The sequence below is a fragment of the Shewanella ulleungensis genome (assembly GCF_014648315.1).
Taxonomy (GTDB): Bacteria; Pseudomonadota; Gammaproteobacteria; order Enterobacterales; family Shewanellaceae; genus Shewanella; species Shewanella ulleungensis.
In genome coordinates this window covers 97,080-120,840 of sequence record NZ_BMQW01000010.1, presented here as the reverse complement: position 1 = coordinate 120,840, position 23,761 = coordinate 97,080, and the positions used below count along the sequence as shown (strand labels likewise).

Here is a 23,761-nt window from a genome sequence, read left to right as displayed (position 1 = left end):
TTAGCCCAGCTAGGAATGACGTATTTACCAATATTGTGAGTTATGATGGGCACAAGCTTACAGAGTTAACTTTTATGTTACTTGCATACCAAGAAGGCGAATAAAGACCAATGACTCGACTCACTTACTGTTTATTGTGTTTATCTTATTTAGTTTGCTCCTCGCTAAATGCTGCCTCTTTAACGGTAACCATCACCGACACTCAAGGCATTGCATTAGGTGATGCCGTTGTAGAATTAACCCCTATTAAAGCAACAGAATTACCCCCTAAAGCACCTCAGCATTATGAAATGCGACAACAAAACCGCATTTTCTCACCGTTTGTACTCGCGGTACCTCAAGGCGCTAAAGTCGACTTCCCTAATTTAGACCGCACTCGACATCATGTTTATTCTTTTTCTGAAGCCAAGCAATTTGAATTGAAACTATATGTTGGCAAGACTGAGTCGCCCATTTTATTTGACCAACCAGGCTTAGTGGCTATTGGCTGTAATATTCACGACTATATGCAAGCCTTTATTTATGTGGCAAAAAGCCCATATTTTGCTTCAACTGATGACAAGGGAGTGACCCATATTACTGATTTACCAACAGGCGAATATACCGTTGAGCTTTGGCATCCTTGGCAAAATACTCAAGCAACTCCAACTACAGTTACCATTAATGAATCGAGTAGTTCTGTAGCAATAACATTAGATGTTGATAGACAAGATAAACCGTCTTCACCGCCTAGCGGCTTTGGCGCTAATTTCAATGCCAGTTCACACGTAGGGCAACATGCCAAATAGTTTCCGTAGTCGGTTGATTATTGCTTTTTTACTTATATTAACGCTAATGCAGTTAACAACGGCGCTGTTTGTGCTGACCGCAACTCAACGAGACTACCGCCAACAACAAACTCAAAATCTCAATATTGGTTCAAATATCTTTGTTGAAATGTTGTCAAATCGGAGCGAACAGCTCAGCCAGAGTTTGTCTTTATTGAGCGCTGACTTTGGTTTTAAACGCGCCGTTGCAACGGGCGAACAAGACACCATATCATCTGTATTAGCCAATCACGGTAGACGGATTAATGCCAATGCGGTTATTTTATTGTCGCCAAAGGGTAAATTACTGTCATCGAGTTTACCTGGACTTACACCAGAAAATATTGATGAGTTGTTTGCCTTAACCAAAAATCGTTCTACCAGTTTCGATATCTTTAATGTTGACCACAATAGCTACCAGTTTGTGCTACAGCCAGTAAAAGCCCCAACATTAATTGCTTGGGTGGGCATGGGCTTTACCATGGATAAAGTTGTGGCTAACCAAGCCAAAACCATTACGGGTATTGATATTAGTTTTATTAACCAATCCGGCAGAGTGGATATTGTGTCAACGTTGCCCGAATCTCTTCAGCAACAAGTGCTGGCCAATATGACTCAAATAATGCAAAACGCGGATGCCGTTAGTGACACCATTGTAAACGAGTATTTATCAACTGCTATTGCCCTCGATAAAAACAGTGGCCATCAATGGGCTGTGTTGCACCAGTCAAATGAAAAATGGCAACAAAGTTACGATGCGCTGCGAAATAATATGTTGGTGATATTTGCGATCACCTGTTTATTAGCATTCTTAATAGCCGCCTGGTTTGCCGGCGGGCTTACTCGCCCAATTTATGCACTAGTAAATTATGCTCGTAAAGTCGGCCAAGGCGAAAAGCCACAACCGATTATTGGAGCGCCAGCAGAACTGCAAGTATTAGCCAATACCTTGTCGGTAATGCGTGAAAATATCGAGGCTCGCGAACATGATTTAGTCTATCAATCACAACATGACAACTTAACAGGTTTATATAACCGTGTTGCGGCAAAACAACAACTCGGCCTGCTGTTGAAGCAAATGCATGGTTGCATCGCGATGATAGACATTAAAAACTTTCGCCATTTAAATAATATTATTGGCTTTGCCAATGCCGACAACTTACTCATGCTGTTTGCAAGCAGGTTAGAAAGCTTATCACCGACGGCAGCGTTAATCTCACGTTTAGATGGCGACTCATTTTTATTGTTATTTCAACCCGGTATTAGCCGTGAACAACTCGAACTATATTTACAGCAACTAACCAAACCTTATGATATTGAAGGCTCTAAAATCAGCGTGAATGTGCGTGTTGGGCTTGTTGAGTTAAGCACAGACTATGATCACAATGATATCGACAAGTTAATACGCCACGCTGAAATAGCATTAAATCAAGCACGTATTGAATCGTTAGCCATTGCCACTTATTTGCAAGGCGAGGACGAGCGGTACCTTCGCGAGTTAATGATTATTCGCGATTTGCCGATTGCCATTAGCCAAGGTCAGCTGCATTTAGTGTTTCAACCTAAAGTTGATATCCATAATAATCTTTGCAACAGCGCCGAGACATTAATTCGTTGGTTACATCCGCAACTCGGTTTTATTCCACCAGATGAATTTATTCGTTTAGCTGAGAATTCCGGCAATATTTCGATGATCAGTGACTGGGTGCTTAACGCCACAGTTAAGCAATTAGCCCAATGGAAAGCTCAGGGGATTGAGTTAAAAGTAGCGATTAATTTATCGGCTCACGATCTCACCAATGCCCAACTGCCTCAAGATATTAAACAGTTGTTGGCCGACCATGATTTACCTATTGAAGCACTGTCGATAGAGGTGACAGAAGGTGCGGTGATGAAGGACGCTCAAACGGTTATCGCCGTATTGCAGCAATTTAAAGGTATTGGCATCGCCATCGCCATTGATGACTTTGGTACAGGGCATTCGTCACTGGCCTATTTAAAGCTGTTGCCCGTCAATGAAGTTAAAATTGACCGTAGCTTTATTAAAGATATTCATACTGATGCAACGGATTTAATGATTGTCGACACGAGTATTCGACTCATTAAAGGGCTTAATTTGTCAGTTGTTGCAGAAGGGGTTGAGTCTACAGAGGGTATCGACATTTTACGTCGACTCGATTGCGATATCGTACAAGGTTATGTGTATTCAAAACCGCTTAAAGCTGATGATTTTGCAATATGGTTTAGCCAATTTAATCAGGTTAATCTGACCGCTACACTCACAGATACGGTGAATTAATGTTTCGAAATATATTAATAATTAGCCTGCTTATCGTGGCGAGCATAAGCCAGCCGGTGAATGCTGATACCAGCAAAGTCATTGCCACTGGTGGCGCTACTACCATTGAAGGTGCTGCTGGAGGTGGAATTGTGCCATGGGCAGTAATCAATGGTTATGCCAGCTCAGATCAATGGTCAGTAACAGCAATGAGTACCCAAGTATCTGTTGATGATTTTACGTTACATGCCGTTGGGGCATCACTGAGTATTGATAATCGATTTGAATTAAGCTTAGCCAAGCAGACTTTTGATCTCGACACCATGGGTGGCAAGCTTGGCCAAGATATTATTGGTATTAAATACAAACTTGTTGGCGAATTACTATACAGCAGCTTGCCGCAAATAAGCCTAGGCATGCAATACAAACGCGTTGATGATTTTGCCATTCCACAAGCTGTGGGAGCGCGCAATGATTGGGGGTTAGATATCTACCTTGCGGCCAGTAAAGTTTATTTTGATGCCATTGCTGGACGTAACCTAGTGACTAATTTAACCCTCAGAGCCACTAAGGCTAACCAAACCGGATTACTGGGTTTTGGCACGGCTGCAGACAATGATTATCACCTGCAAGCGGAAGCTTCTATTGCGTTGCTGTTAACCGACAACTTTGCCGTAGGTTATGAATACAAACAAAAACCTAACCAACTCGGTTTTGCCAAAGAAGATGACTGGCAGGATATTTTTGCAGCCTGGTTTATCAATAAACACTTATCTCTTGTGGGTGCGTACGCCGACTTAGGCAGTATCGCAGGTTTTGAGCAACAAAATGGCTGGTATTTATCGATTGAGGGGACATTATAATGCTCAATACCAAGCGCTATTTTATCGGTTTATTCGTTGGTTTACTGTTGGTCAGTTCAGGCTGCGCCAATCAACCGACAACCTTGTATGAACAACTAGGCGGCAATGCCGGAATTAGCCAAATTACTGATGATTTTTTACTAAACCTGTCACAAGATAAGCGCATAGTTAATCATTTTGCCCACACCGACATCGACATATTCCGCCAACGTTTAATTGAACATTTATGTGAGGTAAGTGGAGGTGGCTGTCATTATGAAGGTGCATCAATGTTTGATGCACATATTGGTTTACACATTAGCCAAGCCGATTTTGATGCCGTAGTGGGTCATTTAATTAGTGCCCTAAAACAGCAAAATGTATCTATTAGCGCTCGAAATGCGTTACTCGCTAAACTCGCGCCAATGTATCAAGATATTACCTATCATTAAATAAACCGTTCAATGAGCAGCACATCGCAGCAATACTCATTTGTTGCGATGTCAGTTTCTGGCTTAATAAAATGGCGTTGGGTCGACCTCTAGCGCTCCAGGTGATACACCACGTTCAATATTCAATTCTGCTTTATGTAAATCAACCATAGTCACTTCGGTATAGCGCTTATGCTTTAACGAATAAAAGCATTTTACAATTGGGTGTAAAGCATCACGCCCTTTTGAGTCCCAAACAATACCGACACGTTCATCAGACAGCTGCACAAGCGAACCTACAGGGTAAATACCCACACAACGGATAAACTCATAAACCAGTTTTTGGTCTAAATGAAACGGCGTCAGACTGAGCAAAATTTTAAAGGCTGCCGCAGGACTCATGGCTTCTTTGTAGCAGCGAGTTGCGGTTAGCGCATCGAATATATCTACAATACAGCTCATGCGACCATGTTGAGGAATTTGCTCTGCGGTGAGCCCATGAGGATAGCCTTTACCGTCAAGCTTTTCATGATGCATTAAGCACACATCTTTACTCACTTGCGACAACCCTTCGGTCTCGCGCATAATTTCAGCGGCATAGACTTGATGCAACTTCATGTGCTCGAACTCTTCAGGCGTTAACCGGCCAGGTTTATGCAGTACTTCGTTATCGACTTTAATTTTACCGATATCATGTAAAATACCGCCGACAGCCATTTGTTTAAGCAATTCACGTTCAAGCCCTAAGTGCTTACCAAACGTCACCAGTAAAAATGCGACGTTAATTGAGTGCTCAAGGAGGTAGGCATCTTTAGTGCGTAATGCTGAAATACATTTAAATGCGTCTGCATCGTCCATTACCGACTCAATCATTTTGTCGGCAACGTCTTCAAATTGACCCACTTCGATAGGTTTACCTTCGAAGGTTTCAGACATCACTTTTTTGATCAAACCTTTAGCTTCGGCAAGTAACTTTTTAGCTTGTGCCTGTTGCCCATCGCGAGTCACCGTTGCTTTACGCGCTAACGGGTTAGCTGGTGCGTTAGAACGATCACCTTTTTTTAATCCACAAGTATCTGACGACCGCTCAACATCGACCCATACCACAGCGATATTGTTCTTTTTGAGTTTAACAATTGCGTCGCGATGTTTGATTTGACCAGGGTTGCGAATGTCGACTTTGTTTTGTTGACGATCTATAGCCGTAACAAACATGCCAAGGGCAAGTTTATCAACAGGGATCTTAATGACATTGCTTGATTCAACTGAACCACTCATGTACACGTACTCCGGGAAGAAAAACTTAAATTGAGATCTAGCTCACATAATAATCGTTACTATTTTGAACTATCTTAGTCCATTATTCTATCGATTTTCGTCAGTATAGCCTTTTGGTCACCGTATTATTGTGACTTATGTTTATACATCACCCATAGGAATAAACAATTGTTATGTTAGTTATTACCTGTCGATTTTAGCAAATAAACTATCACCACCAATTTAATAGTAAGCGCTTACAAAAATAAGAAGCGTATTTTTCAATGCGCCAAGACACAATATGCTGCTTTCGAGTCGTCAGAGTGATTATATTAGCAATTCAGATCACACGATTTAACCTTGCTAATTGACAGTATTTAATCGCTTTATTACCTTAACTCTGTTGTATTTATACGTGAGGTATTGTTCTTGGGTCACTTCTTTTCATCACAATTTAATGAACTGATTACTAAGCTTAACCAGCTTAGTAAAGTGCCTGCACGTGAATCCATTATTCAATTATCTGTAGAAGCTCCCGCTTTGCCTTTACTCTCTTGGTTAGCTGCACAAACTCAATTTCCTAAAATTTATTGGCACGGTAGAGACCGAGATGAAGATGTCGCCGCGATTGGTGCTTGTAAAAGCTTCTTTTTTGAAGACCAAGTCGACGACAGTGTTTTGGCACAAATTTATCAACAACAACGTAATAAAACTAACCAACAAGACATTCGCTATTATGGTGGCCTCGCCTTTGACCGCACAGTAGAAAGCTGGCCAGAGTTTGGCAGAGCACACTTTGTGTTACCAAGAATAGAATTACGTCGAACAGGTAATAAGCTCAGAATACTGGTAAACCTTAATTTTGAAAACACCGATCCGCAACAAGAAATACAAGCAGCATTGACTGCTATTGAGCAAATTAATAAACCGAAACCGTTGTCACCACCAAACAAAATGACGTTAATGGGTCGCAGTGATTTACCCCGTTATGAACGTTGGAAAGAGTTAGTTGAACAAGTCACTCAAGAAAAGTTTAATCGCACAACACCAAAAGTGGTGTTATCACGCCATACTCAAATTGATGTCAGTGACGATATTGAACCGTGGACAGTATTAGCATGTTGGCAAGGTAGAAACCCCAACAGTTTTCAGTTTGGTTTTCAGTTTAGTCCAGAGCGAGCGTTTATTTCATGCTCGCCTGAGCGTTTATATTTACGTCGCCAACAAGAGCTATTTACAGAAGCATTGGCAGGTACGACTGTGCGCGGACTCAACCCAGATGAAGACAATTTGCTTGCTCAAGCCTTATTAGATGACATTAAAAACAGCCATGAAAATCAGCTAGTAAGACAGCATATTGTCGATGTACTAACACCATTGAGCCAATACCTTGGCGCGGATGAACAACCTAAAATTTTTAAATTAAATCATATTCAACATTTACATCGTTCGATTCGAGCTCAATTACAACCAGGAGTCAGTGACTTTGAGTTATTGCGCGCATTACACCCTACGCCAGCTGTGGGAGGATTACCGCGTGAAGCAGCATTGAGCTTTATTCGTCAACGTGAAGGATATGCAAGAGGCTGGTACACTGGGGCTTGTGGTTATTTTAATCGTAATGAATCTGAATTTTCAGTGGCGATCCGCAGTGCGTTAATTGAACCGCGCAGAATCAATTTATTTGCAGGTGCTGGGATTGTTGCAGGCTCAGATCCGCAGGCAGAATGGCAAGAATTAGAAAACAAATTGGCCACTGTACTGTCTATTTTAATCGACTTTTAACACCGCTTTAATCTTTCGCTTGAATATTACCCATGCTATTATCCCGCCCCCGTGTTTGCAGCCCCTTTTTCACTTAGATTGACCGAGTTAAAAGGCGATCGCATAGCGACACAACTATAATGATAATATTCTCTGTAGTAGTCATTTATGAAACCGCTCTATAGCGATATGTCGCTAAACTGACATACATAAATACTGTTAACCGTATCAATAGCGGGTTCCCTCACCCCGCGCTAACCCAATTAAAAAGGCCACAATATGTTGCAGTTATCCCAGGCGAAATATCGCCGAGCACTGATGCTATTAGTCAGTTTTCATATCTTAATTATTTGCGCAAGTAACTACCTTGTTCAATTACCTTTTCAGCTGTTTAGCTACCACACAACGTGGGGTGCATTTAGCTTTCCGTTTGTGTATTTAGCCACTGACTTAACGGTGAGGATTTTTGGCCAGCAAGCCGCCAGAAGCATTATTCTCAAGGCAATGATCCCTGCGTTATTAGTGTCATATGTAGTGGGGGTGCTATTTCATCAAGGTCAGCTACAAACATTTTCAGCATTAGCAGAATGGAACAGCTTTGTATTTCGAATTGCCTTTGCTAGCTTTGTAGCCTATTTGATTGGCCAGCTAATGGATATCACCGTATTTGCCAAATTGCGCCGAGCAAAGGCATGGTGGGTTGCTCCAGCGGCATCGACCTTAATAGGTAATTTTGTCGATACGTTAGTATTCTTTAGTGTGGCTTTCTACGCATCTAGCGACATGTTTATGGCCACTCACTGGCCCGAAATCGCTACGGTGGATTATGGCTTTAAATTAATTGTCAGTTTAGGCTTATTCTTACCGGCTTATGGTGTGCTACTAAAAGTGCTTCAAGACAAGATTTTGTTCGATAGCCCTATAAATAACGAACATGTCATTATTGAAGTGAACAAATAATCTGAACTCGAAATAATAAATCATCAAGCTTAGTCGCCAGTCTAGCTGAGCTTGATGGTTAAACACGCTTAATCAGTCCACTACAATGTTCAAATGGGTTCACTCATCAAACAATAGTGCGATGCAACTAGGCATTGAACTTAAGTAAATCCCCCAGCTAGCGCCATCACCCAAGCCTATATTCAGTTAATCATATGACTCAATAATTAAGGTCTGTTTATTTTAGTGATGATGACAATGTAAAGATGATAATTTTATTGTTTAAGGACTTGCAAACACAAATGAGAATGATTACTATTAACTTGCGTTCCAAAACTCGGTTTACTAAATAGAGACTTCATCACCTTTAAGTAGTCTACTGAGTTCGCAAGCACGACATTGCTCACACACTCTTTGTGGCCGGGAATTATTCCCGGCTTTTTTTTATCTGTTTTCTCGTATCATTTATATTATGTTTTATCGCCAAACTGTAAACCATCATATGGTCCAAGCTGTTGATCATCTTTTGCTTTGTGATACAAACCAATGGTAAATACGGTACCAACATCAAGCGTAGATTTAACTTCAATGGTGCCGCCAAGACGTTTAATAATACCGTAACTTAATGATAAACCTAAGCCTGTGCCGTCTTTACGTGTGGTATAAAATGGATCAAAAATGCGGCCTAAATCCTCTTTCGAGATACCAATCCCTTCATCTTCAACTTCAACTTTCACCCCAATACTTTGACCATCTTCAATCCAATCGTAGGTTCTCAACCAAATACGACCGTTGGCTTTAATAGCATGGGCCGCATTAACCATTAAATTGATTAATACTTGCAATAATTGTGGCCGATTAACCTCGACCAGTGTGCTGGCGGTTAACTCTTTCACCAGTTCCACTTTTTGTTGCTCAATAGAGTGACGCACCAATAGCAGCACTTCTTCTACAATAGGGGTAATAGCTTGAGATTCAATTGGTGCATTAAATTCCCCAGGCCGACTGTACTGTAATAAGCTACGGATAATTGTAGTGATGCGGCCGACCTGTTGAATAACCAATTCGATTTCTTCTTCGACAACCTTTGCACCATCGCCAAGCTCGTATTTTAATAGCTCCATATTGCCCAAAATCACCGCGGTGGGATTATTAATTTCATGAGCAATACCCGCAATCAATTCACCTAATGCGCTGAGTTTTTCATTGGTAACCAATTGCTGGCGAGTGGCATGTAATAAGGCGACATTTCGTTCAAGTTCTTCGGTTTTGTCCTGCAAACTCCGGGTTCGTTGTTCAACTTTGATTTCGAGTTGCTCGGCTGCGGCTTGAATTTGCGCATTACGACGCTGCAGTTGGTCGAGCATTCGATCAAACTGATCGGCTAATTGTGCTAATTCGTTATCACTGGTTAAGCCCAATTTACCAATGCGAATATTACGACCCGCTTGCACAGCAGTTACAACCTGATGAATATACTCAATGGGCTGCAATAAACTATTTGCGCCGCGATACACCAAAAAGCCCGATAGAAATAACACGATCACCAAAATGGTGCCGAGCTCAATAATGTTTAATAAGTAGTTATGTAAAAATGGCGCTTCAGAAAAACCGGCGTAAACCATGCCGACACGTTTGCCTCGAATATCATACAAGGGTGAATAGCCCGATATATACCATTCGCTCAATACAAAAGCTCGGTTAATCCAGTTTTCGCCCTCTATTAATACTTGCTGATACACCTCGTCTGACACTAAGGTACCAATGGCTCTATTTTGTTTGCTCAGATCACTTGGAAACTGTTCTAAAGGCACATTGGTACTAATTCGGATATTGTCTAAAAATAGTGTAACCGTACCAATTGAGCGCTCAGGCAATGTACCCTCACCATAAACCAAATCCCTAATATGGTCTACAATCAATGTGTTACGATTTAACAGCATACCACCATCAATATACCAAAACACATTACCAGACAGATCCGCTACAGGCATTAGTGTGCGGCTTAATAACCCACGACTTTCCATTTTTTTAGGCGGTTCTGCCGCATGCCTAGTGGCAACAAGCTCAATTTCAGCTTGCTCAGCAAGAACCGAGTTAATCCTTGCGAGTCGATTGTTAGGTAAGACCATCAACCCTGATATTGCTTGCTGTTGTGTTTGGTGCAACATTAGCCGTAAATCAGGATCGGCAGCGGCATCGCTTAGACTTATGAGGCGTAAAAAATCTAAACCTAGCGTTTGCTGTTTTTCAGCCAATAATATATTGAGAGCATTAATTGCGGCAGCATTAGGTTGTGAATCGTTGTTATTGAGCAACTGAAAAGCATGTTGAAAATCCCACGACCCACTAATAGTACTAAGCTGATGTTGTTGTCGTCTCTGAACCTGTGCCAAGGTGTTTTCAGCAACGACGAGGTCTGCTTTTACCTTCATAAACAATTGTTTGCCTGTATATATCACGTTCCAATAAATCGTGATGAAAACTAAGCTAACCAGAGTTAATAAGATCGGCAATAAGGTTAGAAATAAAATGCGGTATCGTACCTTTGACTGCATCTGTAGCCAACTAATACCAAATACTCGAGTGAATAAACCCGATTTATTAGCCACTACTGTATTTCTCCACTGCTGTCATCGTCATGATGAGCCCACTCTTTATATTTACGGTCGAGCGTTTTACGCGATACCCCTAAATCTCTTGCTGCTGCAGATTTATTACCATTATGTGCATCAACGACCTGAGTAACATGGAGCTTTTCAACTTCTTTTAAAGGCCAATCAAGCGGGTAACCCATTGCTTCTGGTACCACTGTCACTACAGGTTTTTTCCAGTATTCTGCCGGTGGTTTACCTAATAAAATGCAACGTTCAATCATATTACGTAACTCACGAATATTACCTGGCCAATCATATTGCTGCAGTACTTGCAGGTCTTCATGGCTCCAAATAACATCTTTAATGCCCAGTTCTTGTGATAACTGTAACGTGAAGAAATGCGTTAACTCAACGACATCCTCAGGACGAGATCGCAAAGATGGAATCACAATATTGAGCACATTGAGGCGGTAAAATAAGTCTCGACGAAAACGTCCTGCTTCAACTTCATCAATCAGTAAACGATTGGTTGCGGCAACAACTCGCACATCAATATCGATTTCTTTTTCGCTACCGACAGGTCTAATAGATCGCTCTTCAAGAACGCGAAGTAACGCGGTTTGCATGTTCATTGGCATCTCGCCAATTTCATCTAAAAAAATGGTCCCGCCAGAGGCATAACTAAACAGACCCTCACGATTGCCTTTTGCCCCCGTAAATGCGCCCGCCGTATGACCAAATAACTCACTGGCCAATAATTCTGGCGCTATAGCACCACAGTTAACAGGTACAAAAGCACCACTGCGGCCACTAAGTTGATGTAGCTGCCTTGCTACAAGTTCTTTACCTGTGCCAGATTCTCCTTCAATCAATACCACTGCATTGGTGGGAGCTATGCGTTCAATGACTTGTTTAACATCGCGAATAGCTTCACTATTACCAATAATGGTTGATGACTGCCCATGAGCTAATTCGCGCCTTAACATAAAGTTTTCGCGTTTTAACAAACGCTTTTCAATACAGCGGTCAACTGCGGTCATCATTTGTTCAAGGTGAAATGGTTTCATAATAAAGTCAGAAGCGCCTGCCCGTAGCGCTTTGATTGCTACATCCATATCGGCATACCCCGTCATAAAAATAATGTCGGATTGTCTATCACGATCGTTTAATGCTTCATGCCACTCAATACCAGAACGGTCAGGCAGTCTTATATCGACAATGAGTAAATCAAAATGACCTTGGCTACGGAGCGTTTCTGCTTGCGCAATGGTGGATGCCGTTTCAACGAGAGCGAATTTTTTGGCTAAAGCTTTCATCAAAAAACTGCGCATGCCGGGCTCGTCATCAACGATTAATACCGACATTGTGGTTTGGGCTATAGGGGTGATCTGTTCGTCAGGACTCATAAATGGACTCTTATTAGGACATTTTGACACGCTTTTAACTTACTCTACCATTGAATCGAAATGACAGGGTCACTATGAACCACAGAAAAGTGATCGTGGGACAATTTGTCTATCATAATTTCATCAAGCTTGGGATCAAGTTCACAATTTCGATTTTAGGCGTGAACTGTATTTGCTTTAAAATCATTTGGCATTTAACTTGCTTATGGCTTTGGTAATTAAGAAAAAATCCGGTCATTAATACTACAAGGAATGGAAATGTTAAAACTCAAAGCAAGTGTCAGCATGTTATTAGCCGCTACGGTTTTTAGTGGTGCGATGTTCAGCCCAGTCGCGTTAGCAGGCGAAGTCATTAAACTCGCGACAACAACGAGTACTGAAAACTCAGGATTATTAGGTGCGATTTTACCTAAGTTTGAAGCAGAGTCTGGCTACAGTGTGCAAGTCATTGCGACCGGTACTGGCCAGGCATTAAAGCTAGGCAGCCAAGGTGATGTTGATGTTGTCATGACACATGCTCCAGAAGCAGAAGCAAAATTTGTTGCCGATGGTTACGGTGTTGAACCTCGCGGTATTATGGAAAATGATTTTATTGTACTTGGGCCTAAAGATGACCCTGCAGTAGCAAAATTGAGCAAAGATGCGACAGAAGCATTTAGTAAAATTGCAGCGAAACCAAGCAAGTTTATCTCACGTGGAGATAACTCAGGCACTCATATGAAGGAGCTTGAAATTTGGCAAGCTGCTGGCGTAACACCGGACTTTGAAGGCTATACATCTGTAGGCCAAGGCATGGGTAAAACCTTGCTAATGGCAAATGAATTGCAAGCTTATACGTTAGCAGACCGCGGTACTTTTATTGCTTATAAAGCTAAACTTGATTTAACCATTAGTTTTGAAGGTGGCGCAGCATTAGCTAACCCTTACCAAATCATGCTAATTAACCCTGAAAAATATCCTGATCTTAATCATAAAGGTGCAAAAGCATTAAGCGATTGGCTTATCACCCCTGCAACACAAACCATGATTAATGAATTCACTGTGCAAGGAGAGCAATTGTTCAAGGCAACGTATAAAAAATGAGTGACGGCTGGTTAGCCCTATTGCAGCAAGCATTTAGCTTGCTGCTCTCTTTTGACCCAGATGTTTGGGCGATTATTAATATCTCTTTCTCGGTGTCCTTTGCGGCGCTGCTGATCACGATTATTCCGTCGATTATCTTAGGTTTTATTCTTGCATTCAGTCATTTTCGTGGCCGCTGGGTTGTAACTAACCTCATTCAAACCCTACAATCGATTCCAACGGTTGTCATTGGATTGCTGGTGTATTTATTACTCACTCGCCAAGGTGTGCTCGGTGATTTAAAGTGGTTGTTTACCCAACAAGGTATGATTTTAGGGCAAATGCTTATTTGCGCACCGGTTATGGTTGCACTTTCACAAGCTGCCTTTTCAAGCGTAGATCGCCGCGCTTGGGAAACATCCCGTACACTAGGAGCAACATGGATACGCGCAGTATGGACATTATGTCGTGAACTTCGAGTACCTCTGCTTCTGGCCATTATTGCTGCCTTTAGCCGTATCCTTACAGAGGTTGGCTGTTCAATGATGGTGGGAGGAAACATTATGAATGTGACACGCAATATTCCTACCGCTATTGCATTAGAAACCAGTAAAGGTGACTTTGCCCAAGCCATTGCATTAGGATTAGTATTATTAATTTTAGCCTTGGTGCTAAACTTCATCTTAGGTTCATTGCGAGGTAAAGCCCTCCCAAGGAGTCATTAAGATGACCTCATCGAATAGCTTATCCACCAGCAAACCTGTAGAAATTCATGCTCAGAATTTGCTGATGAAGTTTCAAAAAAATACTTTATTTAGCGTGGATGAACTGAACTTTAAACAAGGTGATGTGATTTATTTGCAGGGCGATAATGGCTCTGGAAAATCGACCCTAATGAAAATCCTAGCAGGCTTGATTAAGCCAACAGAGGGTGTGGTTTTTGATCAAGGTTTTACACCTAAATCCTGGTGGCAAGCAGACAGCCTATTAGGCAAAGCTGTGTATTTACATCAACATCCTTATTTGTTTGAGGGTTCAGTAAAATACAACTTGACCTATGCTCTAAATCAATTGAAATTGACGTCAAGCGAACGTAGCAACAGAATTAAGCAAGCCATTAATATGGCTCAACTTAACGACTTATTAACTCATCATGCTAGTGATTTATCTGGCGGAGAACGCCAACGCCTTGCTATTGCAAGAGCATGGATTACCCAGCCTAAACTGCTCATGCTCGATGAACCTATTTCGAATATGGACAAGCATTCGCAACGTTTAGTATTAGCAATGATCAATCAATTAAAACAAGACGGCACCGGCCTGTTAATCAGTAGTCACCAAACTTGTGGCCTCACTGCATTATGCCAGCAACATTGGCATATTAAGCAACGTACTATTCATACCAGCATGCATGTACCTACAGCAGATACAGTGCATCAGACTAATTCAACGGAATTACATTATGGCACCACAGATTGACGCAGTAATTTTAGCTGGCGGCATGGCTAGACGAATGGGTGGCAACGATAAAGGCTTAGTTGATCTTAATGGCCAAGCAATGATTTGCCATACCATCGACAAACTCAGCACTCAGGTTGACCGTATTATGATTAACGCTAACCGTAACCAAACTCAGTATGAGCAATGGGGCTATAGCGTTTTTAGCGATCAAGACAGTGGCTACTTAGGTCCATTAGCTGGCATGGTCACGGCGCTAAAACAAACTCAAGCAGAATATTTATTGGTCGTGCCCTGTGATTGCCCTATGTTACCAAGCGATTTAGCATCACGATTATTAGCCGCGCTTACCAAGCAAAATGCCGATATTGCTGTTGCGAGTGATGGCGAACGTGAACAGCCAGTCGTGCTCTTGCTTAAACCCTACTTAGCAGAATCTATGCAGGCATTTTTGGATGCAGGCGAGCGCAAAATTGATTTTTGGTATCGTCAACATCAAGTGGCAGTAGAGAGTTTTGCCGATCAACCTAATGCTTTTGTTAACGTCAACACACCAGAACAAAAGCAACAACTCGCCCAGACAATTGCCAAGTAATTTATTAAGAGGTCCACGATGACTGTAGTATTTAGTAATCCATTACCTATTCCCGTTTTAGGGTTTTGTGCATACAGCGGCACCGGTAAAACAACCCTATTAAAACAGCTTATTCCTGAACTCAATCAACGCGGTATTCGCTTAGCAGTTATCAAACATGCACATCATAACTTCGATGTTGATATTCCAGGTAAAGACAGTTATGAAATGCGTAAAGCGGGTGCAAAACAAGTATTGGTTGCATCTCATGTGCGCTGGGCATTAATGACTGAAGATCCTGTTGAGGGCGATCCTCAACTACAGCATTTACTGCGCCAAATTGAAGCTGAAAAAGTCGATATCGTACTTGTTGAAGGTTTTAAAAAATTAACATTACCCAAAATCGAATTACACCGTGCTGCACACAATAAACCGCTCATTCACGTGCATGACGAAAATATAGTCGCTATCGCTTGCTGCGAAGACACTCAGGTCCCAGACACCTTGACGCGATTAGACTTAAACAATGTGGCACAAATTGCTGATTTTGTTCAACTCTACCAACAAAATTGGCAAGCTCCTCAAGTTAAATTACCTATTTGTTTTAACAACGAAGCATTACGAGACCAACCAGAGTCTGAATACGGCATTAGCGTCTCACAAGGTATTAGTAAAGTATTAGGTCAAGTGAAAACGATTAACCAAACAGAACTAGTTGATCTTATTGATATTGATAACCGCATTCTCGCTCAAGACATTATTTCAGAAATTAATGTGCCACAACAAACAAACTCAGCAATGGACGGTTATGCTTTTGCATTTGATAGTTTGTCGACCGCACCGCTTAAGATTGTGGCAGAAGTGCTCGCGGGACATAACTACCCAAATTTACTGCAATCAGGTGAAGCGGTGCGCATTATGACTGGGGCAACAGTGCCACAAGGTGCTGACACCATTCAAGCACGTGAATTAGCCGAAGAAAGCGGTCAAACAGTTACCCTACTTGAGCTTGAGCACATCATCAAAGGTCAACATGTTCGCCTTGCCGGTGAAGACATTGCTAAAGGTCAAGTGGCATTATCTGCCGGCTCTAGGTTAGGTGCTGCAGAACTGGGCTTAATGGCATCTCTGGGGTTTAATCGCTTACCTATTTTTAAACGTCCTGTTGTTGCGGTATTCTCAACCGGTGATGAAGTGAGTCAACCCGGTGATGAGCTAAAGCCTAACTGTATTTACGATGCTAATCGCTATACCATTTTGTCAATGGCGAAAAAGCTCGGTTGTCAGGTTATTGACCTCGGGATTATTGACGATAACGAACAAACCCTGACCAACACATTGAGCGACGCAGCAGCAAAAGCGGATATTGTCATTAGTTCTGGCGGCGTGTCAGTGGGCAATGCTGACTACATAAAAATGGCACTCGCCAACGTGGGTAACACTCATTTTTGGCGGATTAACATGCGCCCAGGCCGCCCTTTAGCAGTGGGTAAAATAGACCAGAGTTTGTTTTTTGGTTTACCTGGCAACCCTGTCGCGGTGATGGTGTCATTTATGCAGTTCGTGCAACCTGCTATTCGTAAACTTGCCGGAGAAACAAACTGGCAGCCACAATTTATTCCAGCCATTGCAGACCACTCTTTACGCAGTAAAACCGGTAGAACGGAATTTTTACGCGGCGTTTATAGCATCGCAAATGACGGAAAAATCCATGTCAAAACAACTGGAGCGCAAGGCTCAGGTATGTTGAATTCAATGGTGAATGCGAATTGCCTTATTGTTATCGCAGACGACACAGCAACCATCCCTGCGGGTGATAGCGTATTTATTCAACCGTTTGCCGATTTGCTTTAAATCTTCTAGTCTCGACAATCATTGCTGCGCGCAGTGATTGTCTGAGATTGAATGACCCAATCCTTTCGATTGCCTCATTTGCTATCTTGTCGACTCTCGCTATTGTTATCTTTATCTTCGGGTAATCTACATCCCTGCCTCTTTCGTATCATGGTATCAATCATTTCGATTAACCCGCTCGAGTCTTGTATCGCTAGATTCGTTTTTTATCGCGTGGGTGATAAACTAAAAGAACAAGCATACTGCTGTATCTAACGAAAAGGACTCTCTTATGGCGCTTTCTCGAAAAAATTGGAATTATATTATTATCGGCGCCAGTGTCTTTATGATCGCGGTGTTATCGTTTATTGATGACAAAACCGCTAATGTGCCCGATGAAGCCGTGGCGCTGTTCGACCCTCAACTACCGTTAGTACAACTTCATCTCGATGATATATGGTTAAGTAAAAAAGGTGATGAATGGTGGTGTCATGAACAAGTCCTTAACTGTCAGCAATGGGCACAGGCTTGGCAAAATATTAGTGTGTCACCATTAACGGTTCAACCTGAACATAGCGCCAGTGAACAAACGCTGACTATCGCAATTAGCAATATTCACACCGCACAACAATGGCGTTATTTCCCCGAAGATGGCTTATTGCAATCATCAAATCAAAATTGGTACAAAATACCGCCAAGTTTACGCGCTGATTTACAGCCAGTGCTCGCCGTACCGTCACAATCTAAATAATGAGTTTTTATGCCCGAATTACCAGAAGTTGAAGTCACCCGCCAGGGGATAAGCCCATACCTTATCGAGCAAACTGTCAGTGAATTGATTGTGCGTAATGGATCACTTCGTTGGCCAGTGCCTGATGTAGCGCAAAACATTATCGGTCAACGCATTAACAACGTCCGTCGTCGCGCTAAATACTTATTAATTGATACTGATGCAGGCATGACTATCGTGCACTTAGGCATGTCAGGTAGTTTACGTATTTTACCGCGTAACACTCCCGCTGAAAAACATGACCATATTGATTTAGTATTAGAAAATGGCCGCATGTTACGTTTTAATGATCCAAGGCGATTTGGCGCATGGCTATGGTACGAGTTACCCGAAGAAGCCCATCCATTATTGTCAAAACTTGGCCCAGAACCATTGAGCAGAGACTTTACCCCTCAACAGCTGCAAGCTGCATTAAAAGGTAAGAAAAAAGCCATTAAACTTTGCCTAATGGATAATCATATAGTGGTTGGCGCAGGGAACATTTATGCCAATGAGGCTCTATTCGCCGCAGGTATACACCCGCAAGCAGAAGCAGGCAGCATTGATATTGAACGATTAACCGTGTTAGTTAGTGAAGTGAAACAAATTTTAGCCCATGCCATAAAGCAAGGTGGCACAACTTTAAAAGACTTTACTAATGCAGATGGTAAGCCAGGCTACTTTGCCCAAAAATTACATGTCTACGGCCGAGGCGGTGAAACCTGCACCCATTGTGGTAATTTATTAAGTGAAATCAAACTAGGCCAACGTACCACGGTATTTTGTGGTATATGCCAGCAACGATAAATTTAACGAAATGAGCTATATTTATGTGTATATCATATGGCTCATAAATTGCTATTTTTTGTCAGCAAATTGCTTCTCTTCTACTTTTAACTTCAATTCAGCTGCAACTTGTGGATGAACAAACTGACTAACATCACCACCATGAAGTGCGACCTCTTTTACCAAGGTTGAAGATATAAAGGAGTTCTCTTCTGCTGGAGTTAAAAAAACACTCTCAAGATCAGGGCTTAATCGACGATTCATGTTTGCTAGCTGAAATTCATACTCAAAATCAGAGACTGCACGTAAACCACGAACTAACACACTGGCATGTTGTTCTCTAGCAAAATCAACTAGCAAACCAGTAAACCCTACCACTTCAACATTGTCCAAGTGGGCCGTTACCAAGTTAACCTGGGCAACACGCTCTTCGAGAGTAAATCGCGGTTGTTTGGACGGATTAGATGCTATACCTATGATGACGTGTTTAAACAAGCGCGCTGCACGCTCAATAAGATCTGCGTGACCATTTGTAACTGGATCAAAAGTACCCGGATAAATTGCTCTTCTGTGCATAGTAAAAGCCGTAATCTTGATTTAAATTGCTAACGATTTTAACAGTACATTGCCGCTTCACCCAATTGTAATTGATAATTAATTAAACTGTTTTTGTAAATAAATGCAAAATCGTGTAAATTAGCAACTCGATCAAGCTGAATATTTATTAAGCATTTGTGTCGAATTATATATGGAAGTGAATCGATTATATGCTAATCTTCCACTTAGGTGTGTTTGAATAATTTACGGGAATACTTTTAATATGAAAAAATCAGCTATCGCGTTAACTACTGCTTTATTAATGATCGGTTCAGCTCATGCTGACGGTACTACAACTGATTCAACCACTACAACAACTGGTAGCGGTGTTACGGTTGGTACTGCTGCAGTTGCTGGTGCTATTACAGTAGGCGTTATTGCTACTGTAGTAAATGACAGCAATGAAGAAAGTGGTAACAGTACAGGAACTGGCTCTACTACTGTGAGCACTGGTACTGGTACAACTACAGTAACAAACTAAGTTAGTTTGTTGATTAAAAAGCACATTTTTTAATGTGCTTTTTTATTTTCTTTTTTCGGCTGTTGGGTCAAAGCTTAAGGAATTGAGCTCGTATGTCTCTAATTTTTCAAAACAAAAATCTACTTCCCCTGCTTTTCATTTTTTCCTTAACCGGTTGTAGCAATACCTTTGTACAAATTGGTGGCATGTTAAAAGATAGCGTTGTTGGTCTACCTGATGATGATATCCCTGCTAGTGAAATCGACCAAAGCCCCTATTCTAGTATCTATGTCAGAGTCAACGATTCGCATAGAGCTTATGTCTTGCTTGCACTCGCAGAAACACCGCTAACACTTCCAGTTACATCCATAAACAGCCAAAATGTCGAATTAAAATGGATTTCCTCAGATGCTGGAATGCTGGTTACTCGTAATGGTCGCCTCCTGAAAACCATCAATTTATTTGATGGTAATCGCATCAACATACACAGCGAAAAAACTGACCCAGTGACATTAGGGCTACATTTAAGTAGTACCCCAATGCAATGGCAAAGTACTATCGATTGGCAACCTGGTTATCATATCAATTATCAACAACACTCCACCTTTACTTTTGTTAGTGATGAAACGCTCACTATCAATGATAAAACCGTAACGCTTAAAAAATTCAATGAGCATGTTGTCGTCGCTAATCTCAATATCGAATATGACAACCAATTTTGGGTTGATGAATCGACGGGCAACGTGATCAAAAGTTATCAAAAAATTGCCCCGAACTTACCTTATATAGATATAACCCTATTAAAGCCTTATGGATTTAAGGACAAAGAATGAAGCTGTTAACGCCACTTTATGCAGTAATGACATTATTACTGTGCTCACAACACGTAACTGCCGAAACACTGATTAATGTCACTCATACCGCGAAAGACAGAAGCGAAGTATCATTAACATATGAACAAGCACCACGTTTAGTTCAAGTGGTTAAAGACAGTATCCAAAACATTGGCACGCTCGAAGCAAATGTTACGCCACAGCCTATTTATTGGTTAGCTGCGGGTCTTTATGATTACAACACCGAAATGTTATTCCAGCAAAAGCAGCAGCAGATACTTAGCCTATTAAAAACCCAATATAATGATATAAATAAGCCAAATAATATCCAGGCGTTAAAAACATTATCAACTTGGATCGCGAATAATAAGTTTCTTCGACGTGAATTTATCCTGCTTGATTATGATGCCATTCGATTAAAAGAAGAACTAAACCCACTATTACAGGGGAAATACTTGCTCACTCTCCCTAGTAAGCCACAAGATGTATTGGTATTAGGAGCAGTGACTCAAAACGGTCCGCAACCGTTCGTTGTGAGGCAAAATGCGTCGCAATATATTGAGAATGCGATGCCATTAAAAGCATCAGAAAATAGCTTCGCTTGGCTAATTCAACCTGATGGGAAAATAGAAAAATATCCTATTGCTTATTGGAACCAACAACATATCGATATTGCACCTGGCGCAATTATCTATGTTGATTTTGACGGTGTTAGGGATAACGAGCAAAAATTAAATCAACAAATTCTAGAACTTATAAGACATTGGATACGTTAACCATGAATCAAGCAAAACAAACTATCTTTTCTGTTTTTGCCATTTCATTCATGGTAAGCGGGATTGCTATCAGTACCACAGCGCACAGCGATGAACTATCTACGCCAAAACTGACACCTTCACAATATGATTTCGGTGGTGTAGGCCTCATTCAAATGCCGACGGGTAGAATGGCTGCTGAAGGTGAGTTTAGTGTCACTGGCACCTTTAACGAGGATTATTATCACGGTGCATTATCACTGCAGTTATTTCCCTGGTTAGAAACCACTATCCGTTATACCCAAGTCCCCGATGTACTCTACAGTAATGATCCAAGTTTTAGTGGTGATACTTATTATACCGACAAAGGTATCGACGTTAAATTACGATTATTAGAAGAGAGCTATTGGATCCCCGAAACCTCCATAGGGGTTCGAGATATAGGTGGTACTGGCTTATTTGATAGCGAATATATTGCCATGACCAAAGGTTTTGGCCCTTTTGATGCGACTGTAGGCTTCGGTTGGGGTTATATCGGCAACCGCGGCAATATTAATGGTTCAAACAAGGCCTCATCAGTAGACTGTAATCGTGAAACTGGTTTTAAAGGCACTGGTGGTGACGTAGACGTTGAGCGTTGGTTTAAAGGCTGTAGTGCCATTTTTGCCGGTATTGAGTATCAAACGCCATGGGATCCTTTGCGCCTAAAAGTGGAATATGATGGTAATGACTACAAATCTGATTTTGCTGCATTACGTACAGGTAACGAATTAACACAAGACAGCCCTATTAATTATGGCGTCCTGTACCGAGTAAGTAATTGGGGTGATTTTAAACTCAGTTATGAGCGCGGTAATACCTGGACACTAGGTTTTAGCTTAGCCACTAACTTTAATACCTTAAAATCAAACTGGCGTGACACACCAAAGCAACCAATTGAAGAGAAGACTGATTTAGTCGATCGCAAAGTCGATTTGCCAGAACTGAATAAGCAATTGGCTTTTGATGCTGGCTATAGAGGCGCCAAAATCTACATCAAAAATGATGAAGTCACAGTAGTTGCAACGCAAACAAAATACCGTGATAGAAAATATGCTCATGATCATGCTGGGCGAATTTTAGTAAATCATTTTCCACAAGCAAAAACCTTTAAAATTATAGAAGTTGCGGGAAATTTACCGACAACAGAAACTCAAATTGACGCCAAGCAATTTATCGATGTCGTGCAGCATAATTACATCGATGCGAAAGTAGCCGACAGCACGACCGTTGTTGAACCTACTTTACCCACTGAAACAGCCGACTGGGAAACACCTCACCAATGGAATTATGGTTTCGCGCCTAAAATAGTTCAATCTTTTGGTGGTTCGGAAAACTTTTACTTATTTAATGTCGGCATCAATGGCTCGGCAAGTCGCTGGCTGACTGAGAATATTGAAGTCAGTAGCTCGATGTATATCAACCTGTTTGATAACTATGACCAGTTCAAATATGAAACACCACCTGATGGTACGGATCTTAAGCGTGTAAGAACATTGGTTAGGCAATATGTCTCTGACTCACCTGTTCGAGTTGATAATCTGCAGCTAACCTGGCTCGATAAACTCAGTGAGAATATCTATGCGCAAGCTTATGTAGGCTATCTAGAGATGATGTTTGGTGGCATTGGAACAGAAGTTCTGTATCGTCCAATGGATAGCGAGTGGGCATTTGGTATTGATGCTAATTATGTCAAACAACGCGACCCAGACAATATATTCGGTTTCTTTGAAAATGAAATAAACTTTGATGCCGACTCAGGGCGATACTATCGAGCTCAAACAGGTGCTTTCACCGGCCATGCTAGTGTTTATTACCAGCCAAGCTGGTTCGATGACGTGTTACTTAAAGTGAGTTATGGCCAGTATTTAGCAGAAGATCGTGGTGTGACAGTCGACTTCTCGAAACAATTTGATAGTGGCGTTATCGTCGGTGCATTTGCATCGAAAACGAACTTATCTGCAGATCAATTTGGCGAAGGTAGCTTTACCAAAGGATTCTATATTTCAGTTCCTTTCGATGCGATTTTACCGACACCTGTATCGAATCGTGGCAGCCTAGCTTGGCAACCATTAACACGAGATGGTGGTCAAAAACTTGGGCGAAAATTTGAGCTCTATGGTGGTACAGACGCTAGAGCACCTTGGCTCAACAAACCAAATACCGTGAAATAACCAACGCTTACACTTCATAATAAAAAGGCAGAACGTTTACGTTCTGCCTTTTTATATCTGTGTACATCATGAAGTATGTTTACACTAATAGGACTGAATAA

At 41.5% G+C, this 23,761-nt stretch carries 21 protein-coding genes; 17 read left to right on the top strand and 4 right to left on the bottom strand.

What is annotated here, in order from left to right; translation table 11 throughout:
• Positions 1-110 precede the first annotated feature (110 nt).
• Genes IEY40_RS16750 through IEY40_RS16735 form a run of 4 tightly spaced genes read left to right on the top strand, consistent with a single transcriptional unit; the run spans position 111 to position 4,378 of the window.
• The gene (locus tag IEY40_RS16750) at positions 111-788 is read left to right on the top strand and encodes a methylamine utilization protein (RefSeq protein WP_188958202.1); all 678 of its coding nucleotides are present in this window, start codon (positions 111-113) and stop codon (positions 786-788) included.
• The gene (locus IEY40_RS16745; protein WP_188958199.1) at positions 778-3,105 is read left to right on the top strand and encodes a putative bifunctional diguanylate cyclase/phosphodiesterase; all 2,328 of its coding nucleotides are present in this window, start codon (positions 778-780) and stop codon (positions 3,103-3,105) included. Before IEY40_RS16750 ends, IEY40_RS16745 begins: the two co-directional genes overlap by 11 nt.
• On the top strand, positions 3,105-3,947 hold the full coding sequence (locus tag IEY40_RS16740) for a DUF3034 family protein (RefSeq protein WP_188958197.1): 843 nt from the start codon (positions 3,105-3,107) through the stop codon (positions 3,945-3,947). The genes IEY40_RS16745 and IEY40_RS16740 overlap by 1 nt, the downstream gene beginning before the upstream one ends.
• On the top strand, positions 3,947-4,378 hold the full coding sequence (locus IEY40_RS16735) for a group I truncated hemoglobin (protein WP_188958195.1): 432 nt from the start codon (positions 3,947-3,949) through the stop codon (positions 4,376-4,378). Before IEY40_RS16740 ends, IEY40_RS16735 begins: the two co-directional genes overlap by 1 nt.
• A 63-nt stretch (positions 4,379-4,441) precedes the next feature.
• Here the strand turns inward: IEY40_RS16735 and IEY40_RS16730 are convergent, their stop codons facing one another.
• Entirely contained in the window at positions 4,442-5,635 is a 1,194-nt protein-coding gene (locus tag IEY40_RS16730) for a cyclic di-GMP phosphodiesterase (RefSeq protein ID WP_188958193.1), read from the bottom strand.
• A gap of 408 nt (positions 5,636-6,043) precedes the next feature.
• Here IEY40_RS16730 and IEY40_RS16725 point away from each other — a divergent pair, with 408 nt between their 5' ends.
• Both IEY40_RS16725 and IEY40_RS16720 read left to right on the top strand, forming a co-directional pair.
• Complete coding sequence (locus IEY40_RS16725) at positions 6,044-7,399, top strand: isochorismate synthase (RefSeq protein WP_188958191.1); 1,356 nt, start codon at positions 6,044-6,046, stop codon at positions 7,397-7,399.
• A 258-nt stretch (positions 7,400-7,657) separates the two neighbouring features.
• Positions 7,658-8,338 (top strand): 7-cyano-7-deazaguanine/7-aminomethyl-7-deazaguanine transporter, encoded by a 681-nt coding sequence (locus IEY40_RS16720; RefSeq protein WP_188958189.1) that lies wholly within the window; start codon positions 7,658-7,660, stop codon positions 8,336-8,338.
• Positions 8,339-8,787: 449 nt separating this feature from the next.
• Here the strand turns inward: IEY40_RS16720 and IEY40_RS16715 are convergent, their stop codons facing one another.
• Both IEY40_RS16715 and IEY40_RS16710 read right to left on the bottom strand, forming a co-directional pair.
• The gene (locus IEY40_RS16715; RefSeq protein WP_188958259.1) at positions 8,788-10,875 is read right to left on the bottom strand and encodes a sensor histidine kinase; all 2,088 of its coding nucleotides are present in this window, start codon (positions 10,873-10,875) and stop codon (positions 8,788-8,790) included.
• A gap of 53 nt (positions 10,876-10,928) precedes the next feature.
• Positions 10,929-12,320: a sigma-54-dependent transcriptional regulator gene (locus IEY40_RS16710; protein WP_188958187.1), complete on the bottom strand. Its 1,392-nt coding sequence runs from the start codon at positions 12,318-12,320 to the stop codon at positions 10,929-10,931.
• A gap of 285 nt (positions 12,321-12,605) precedes the next feature.
• Here IEY40_RS16710 and IEY40_RS16705 point away from each other — a divergent pair, with 285 nt between their 5' ends.
• From IEY40_RS16705 to mutM, 7 genes are all read left to right on the top strand, one after another.
• On the top strand, positions 12,606-13,403 hold the full coding sequence (locus tag IEY40_RS16705; protein WP_428848157.1) for an ABC transporter substrate-binding protein: 798 nt from the start codon (positions 12,606-12,608) through the stop codon (positions 13,401-13,403).
• A complete protein-coding gene (locus tag IEY40_RS16700) occupies positions 13,400-14,107 on the top strand; it encodes an ABC transporter permease (protein ID WP_188958183.1) in 708 nt (235 codons plus the stop codon). Before IEY40_RS16705 ends, IEY40_RS16700 begins: the two co-directional genes overlap by 4 nt.
• Position 14,108: 1 nt before the next feature.
• On the top strand, positions 14,109-14,861 hold the full coding sequence (locus tag IEY40_RS16695; protein WP_188958181.1) for an energy-coupling factor ABC transporter ATP-binding protein: 753 nt from the start codon (positions 14,109-14,111) through the stop codon (positions 14,859-14,861).
• The gene (gene mobA, locus IEY40_RS16690; protein ID WP_188958179.1) at positions 14,845-15,435 is read left to right on the top strand and encodes a molybdenum cofactor guanylyltransferase MobA; all 591 of its coding nucleotides are present in this window, start codon (positions 14,845-14,847) and stop codon (positions 15,433-15,435) included. Before IEY40_RS16695 ends, mobA begins: the two co-directional genes overlap by 17 nt.
• Before the next feature lie 18 nt (positions 15,436-15,453).
• Positions 15,454-17,268: a bifunctional molybdopterin-guanine dinucleotide biosynthesis adaptor protein MobB/molybdopterin molybdotransferase MoeA gene (locus tag IEY40_RS16685; RefSeq protein ID WP_188958176.1), complete on the top strand. Its 1,815-nt coding sequence runs from the start codon at positions 15,454-15,456 to the stop codon at positions 17,266-17,268.
• A 271-nt stretch (positions 17,269-17,539) separates the two neighbouring features.
• Positions 17,540-17,998, top strand: coding sequence for a hypothetical protein (locus IEY40_RS16680; protein WP_188958174.1), 459 nt, complete (start codon positions 17,540-17,542; stop codon positions 17,996-17,998).
• A 9-nt stretch (positions 17,999-18,007) separates the two neighbouring features.
• Positions 18,008-18,823, top strand: a complete 816-nt coding sequence (gene mutM / locus IEY40_RS16675) for a bifunctional DNA-formamidopyrimidine glycosylase/DNA-(apurinic or apyrimidinic site) lyase (RefSeq protein ID WP_188958172.1) — start codon at positions 18,008-18,010, stop codon at positions 18,821-18,823.
• A gap of 51 nt (positions 18,824-18,874) precedes the next feature.
• Here the strand turns inward: mutM and coaD are convergent, their stop codons facing one another.
• Positions 18,875-19,378: a pantetheine-phosphate adenylyltransferase gene (coaD, locus tag IEY40_RS16670; protein WP_188958170.1), complete on the bottom strand. Its 504-nt coding sequence runs from the start codon at positions 19,376-19,378 to the stop codon at positions 18,875-18,877.
• A gap of 244 nt (positions 19,379-19,622) precedes the next feature.
• Here coaD and IEY40_RS16665 point away from each other — a divergent pair, with 244 nt between their 5' ends.
• The 4 genes from IEY40_RS16665 to IEY40_RS16650 all read left to right on the top strand — a co-directional run bounded on the left by IEY40_RS16665 (position 19,623) and on the right by IEY40_RS16650 (position 23,660).
• Positions 19,623-19,880: a hypothetical protein gene (locus tag IEY40_RS16665; RefSeq protein ID WP_188958168.1), complete on the top strand. Its 258-nt coding sequence runs from the start codon at positions 19,623-19,625 to the stop codon at positions 19,878-19,880.
• Positions 19,881-19,972: 92 nt separating this feature from the next.
• The gene (locus tag IEY40_RS16660; protein ID WP_188958166.1) at positions 19,973-20,692 is read left to right on the top strand and encodes a YjbF family lipoprotein; all 720 of its coding nucleotides are present in this window, start codon (positions 19,973-19,975) and stop codon (positions 20,690-20,692) included.
• The gene (locus IEY40_RS16655) at positions 20,689-21,468 is read left to right on the top strand and encodes a capsule biosynthesis GfcC family protein (RefSeq protein ID WP_188958164.1); all 780 of its coding nucleotides are present in this window, start codon (positions 20,689-20,691) and stop codon (positions 21,466-21,468) included. Before IEY40_RS16660 ends, IEY40_RS16655 begins: the two co-directional genes overlap by 4 nt.
• Before the next feature lie 2 nt (positions 21,469-21,470).
• The gene (locus IEY40_RS16650; protein ID WP_428848156.1) at positions 21,471-23,660 is read left to right on the top strand and encodes a YjbH domain-containing protein; all 2,190 of its coding nucleotides are present in this window, start codon (positions 21,471-21,473) and stop codon (positions 23,658-23,660) included.
• The last annotated feature ends 101 nt before the right edge of the window (positions 23,661-23,761 follow it).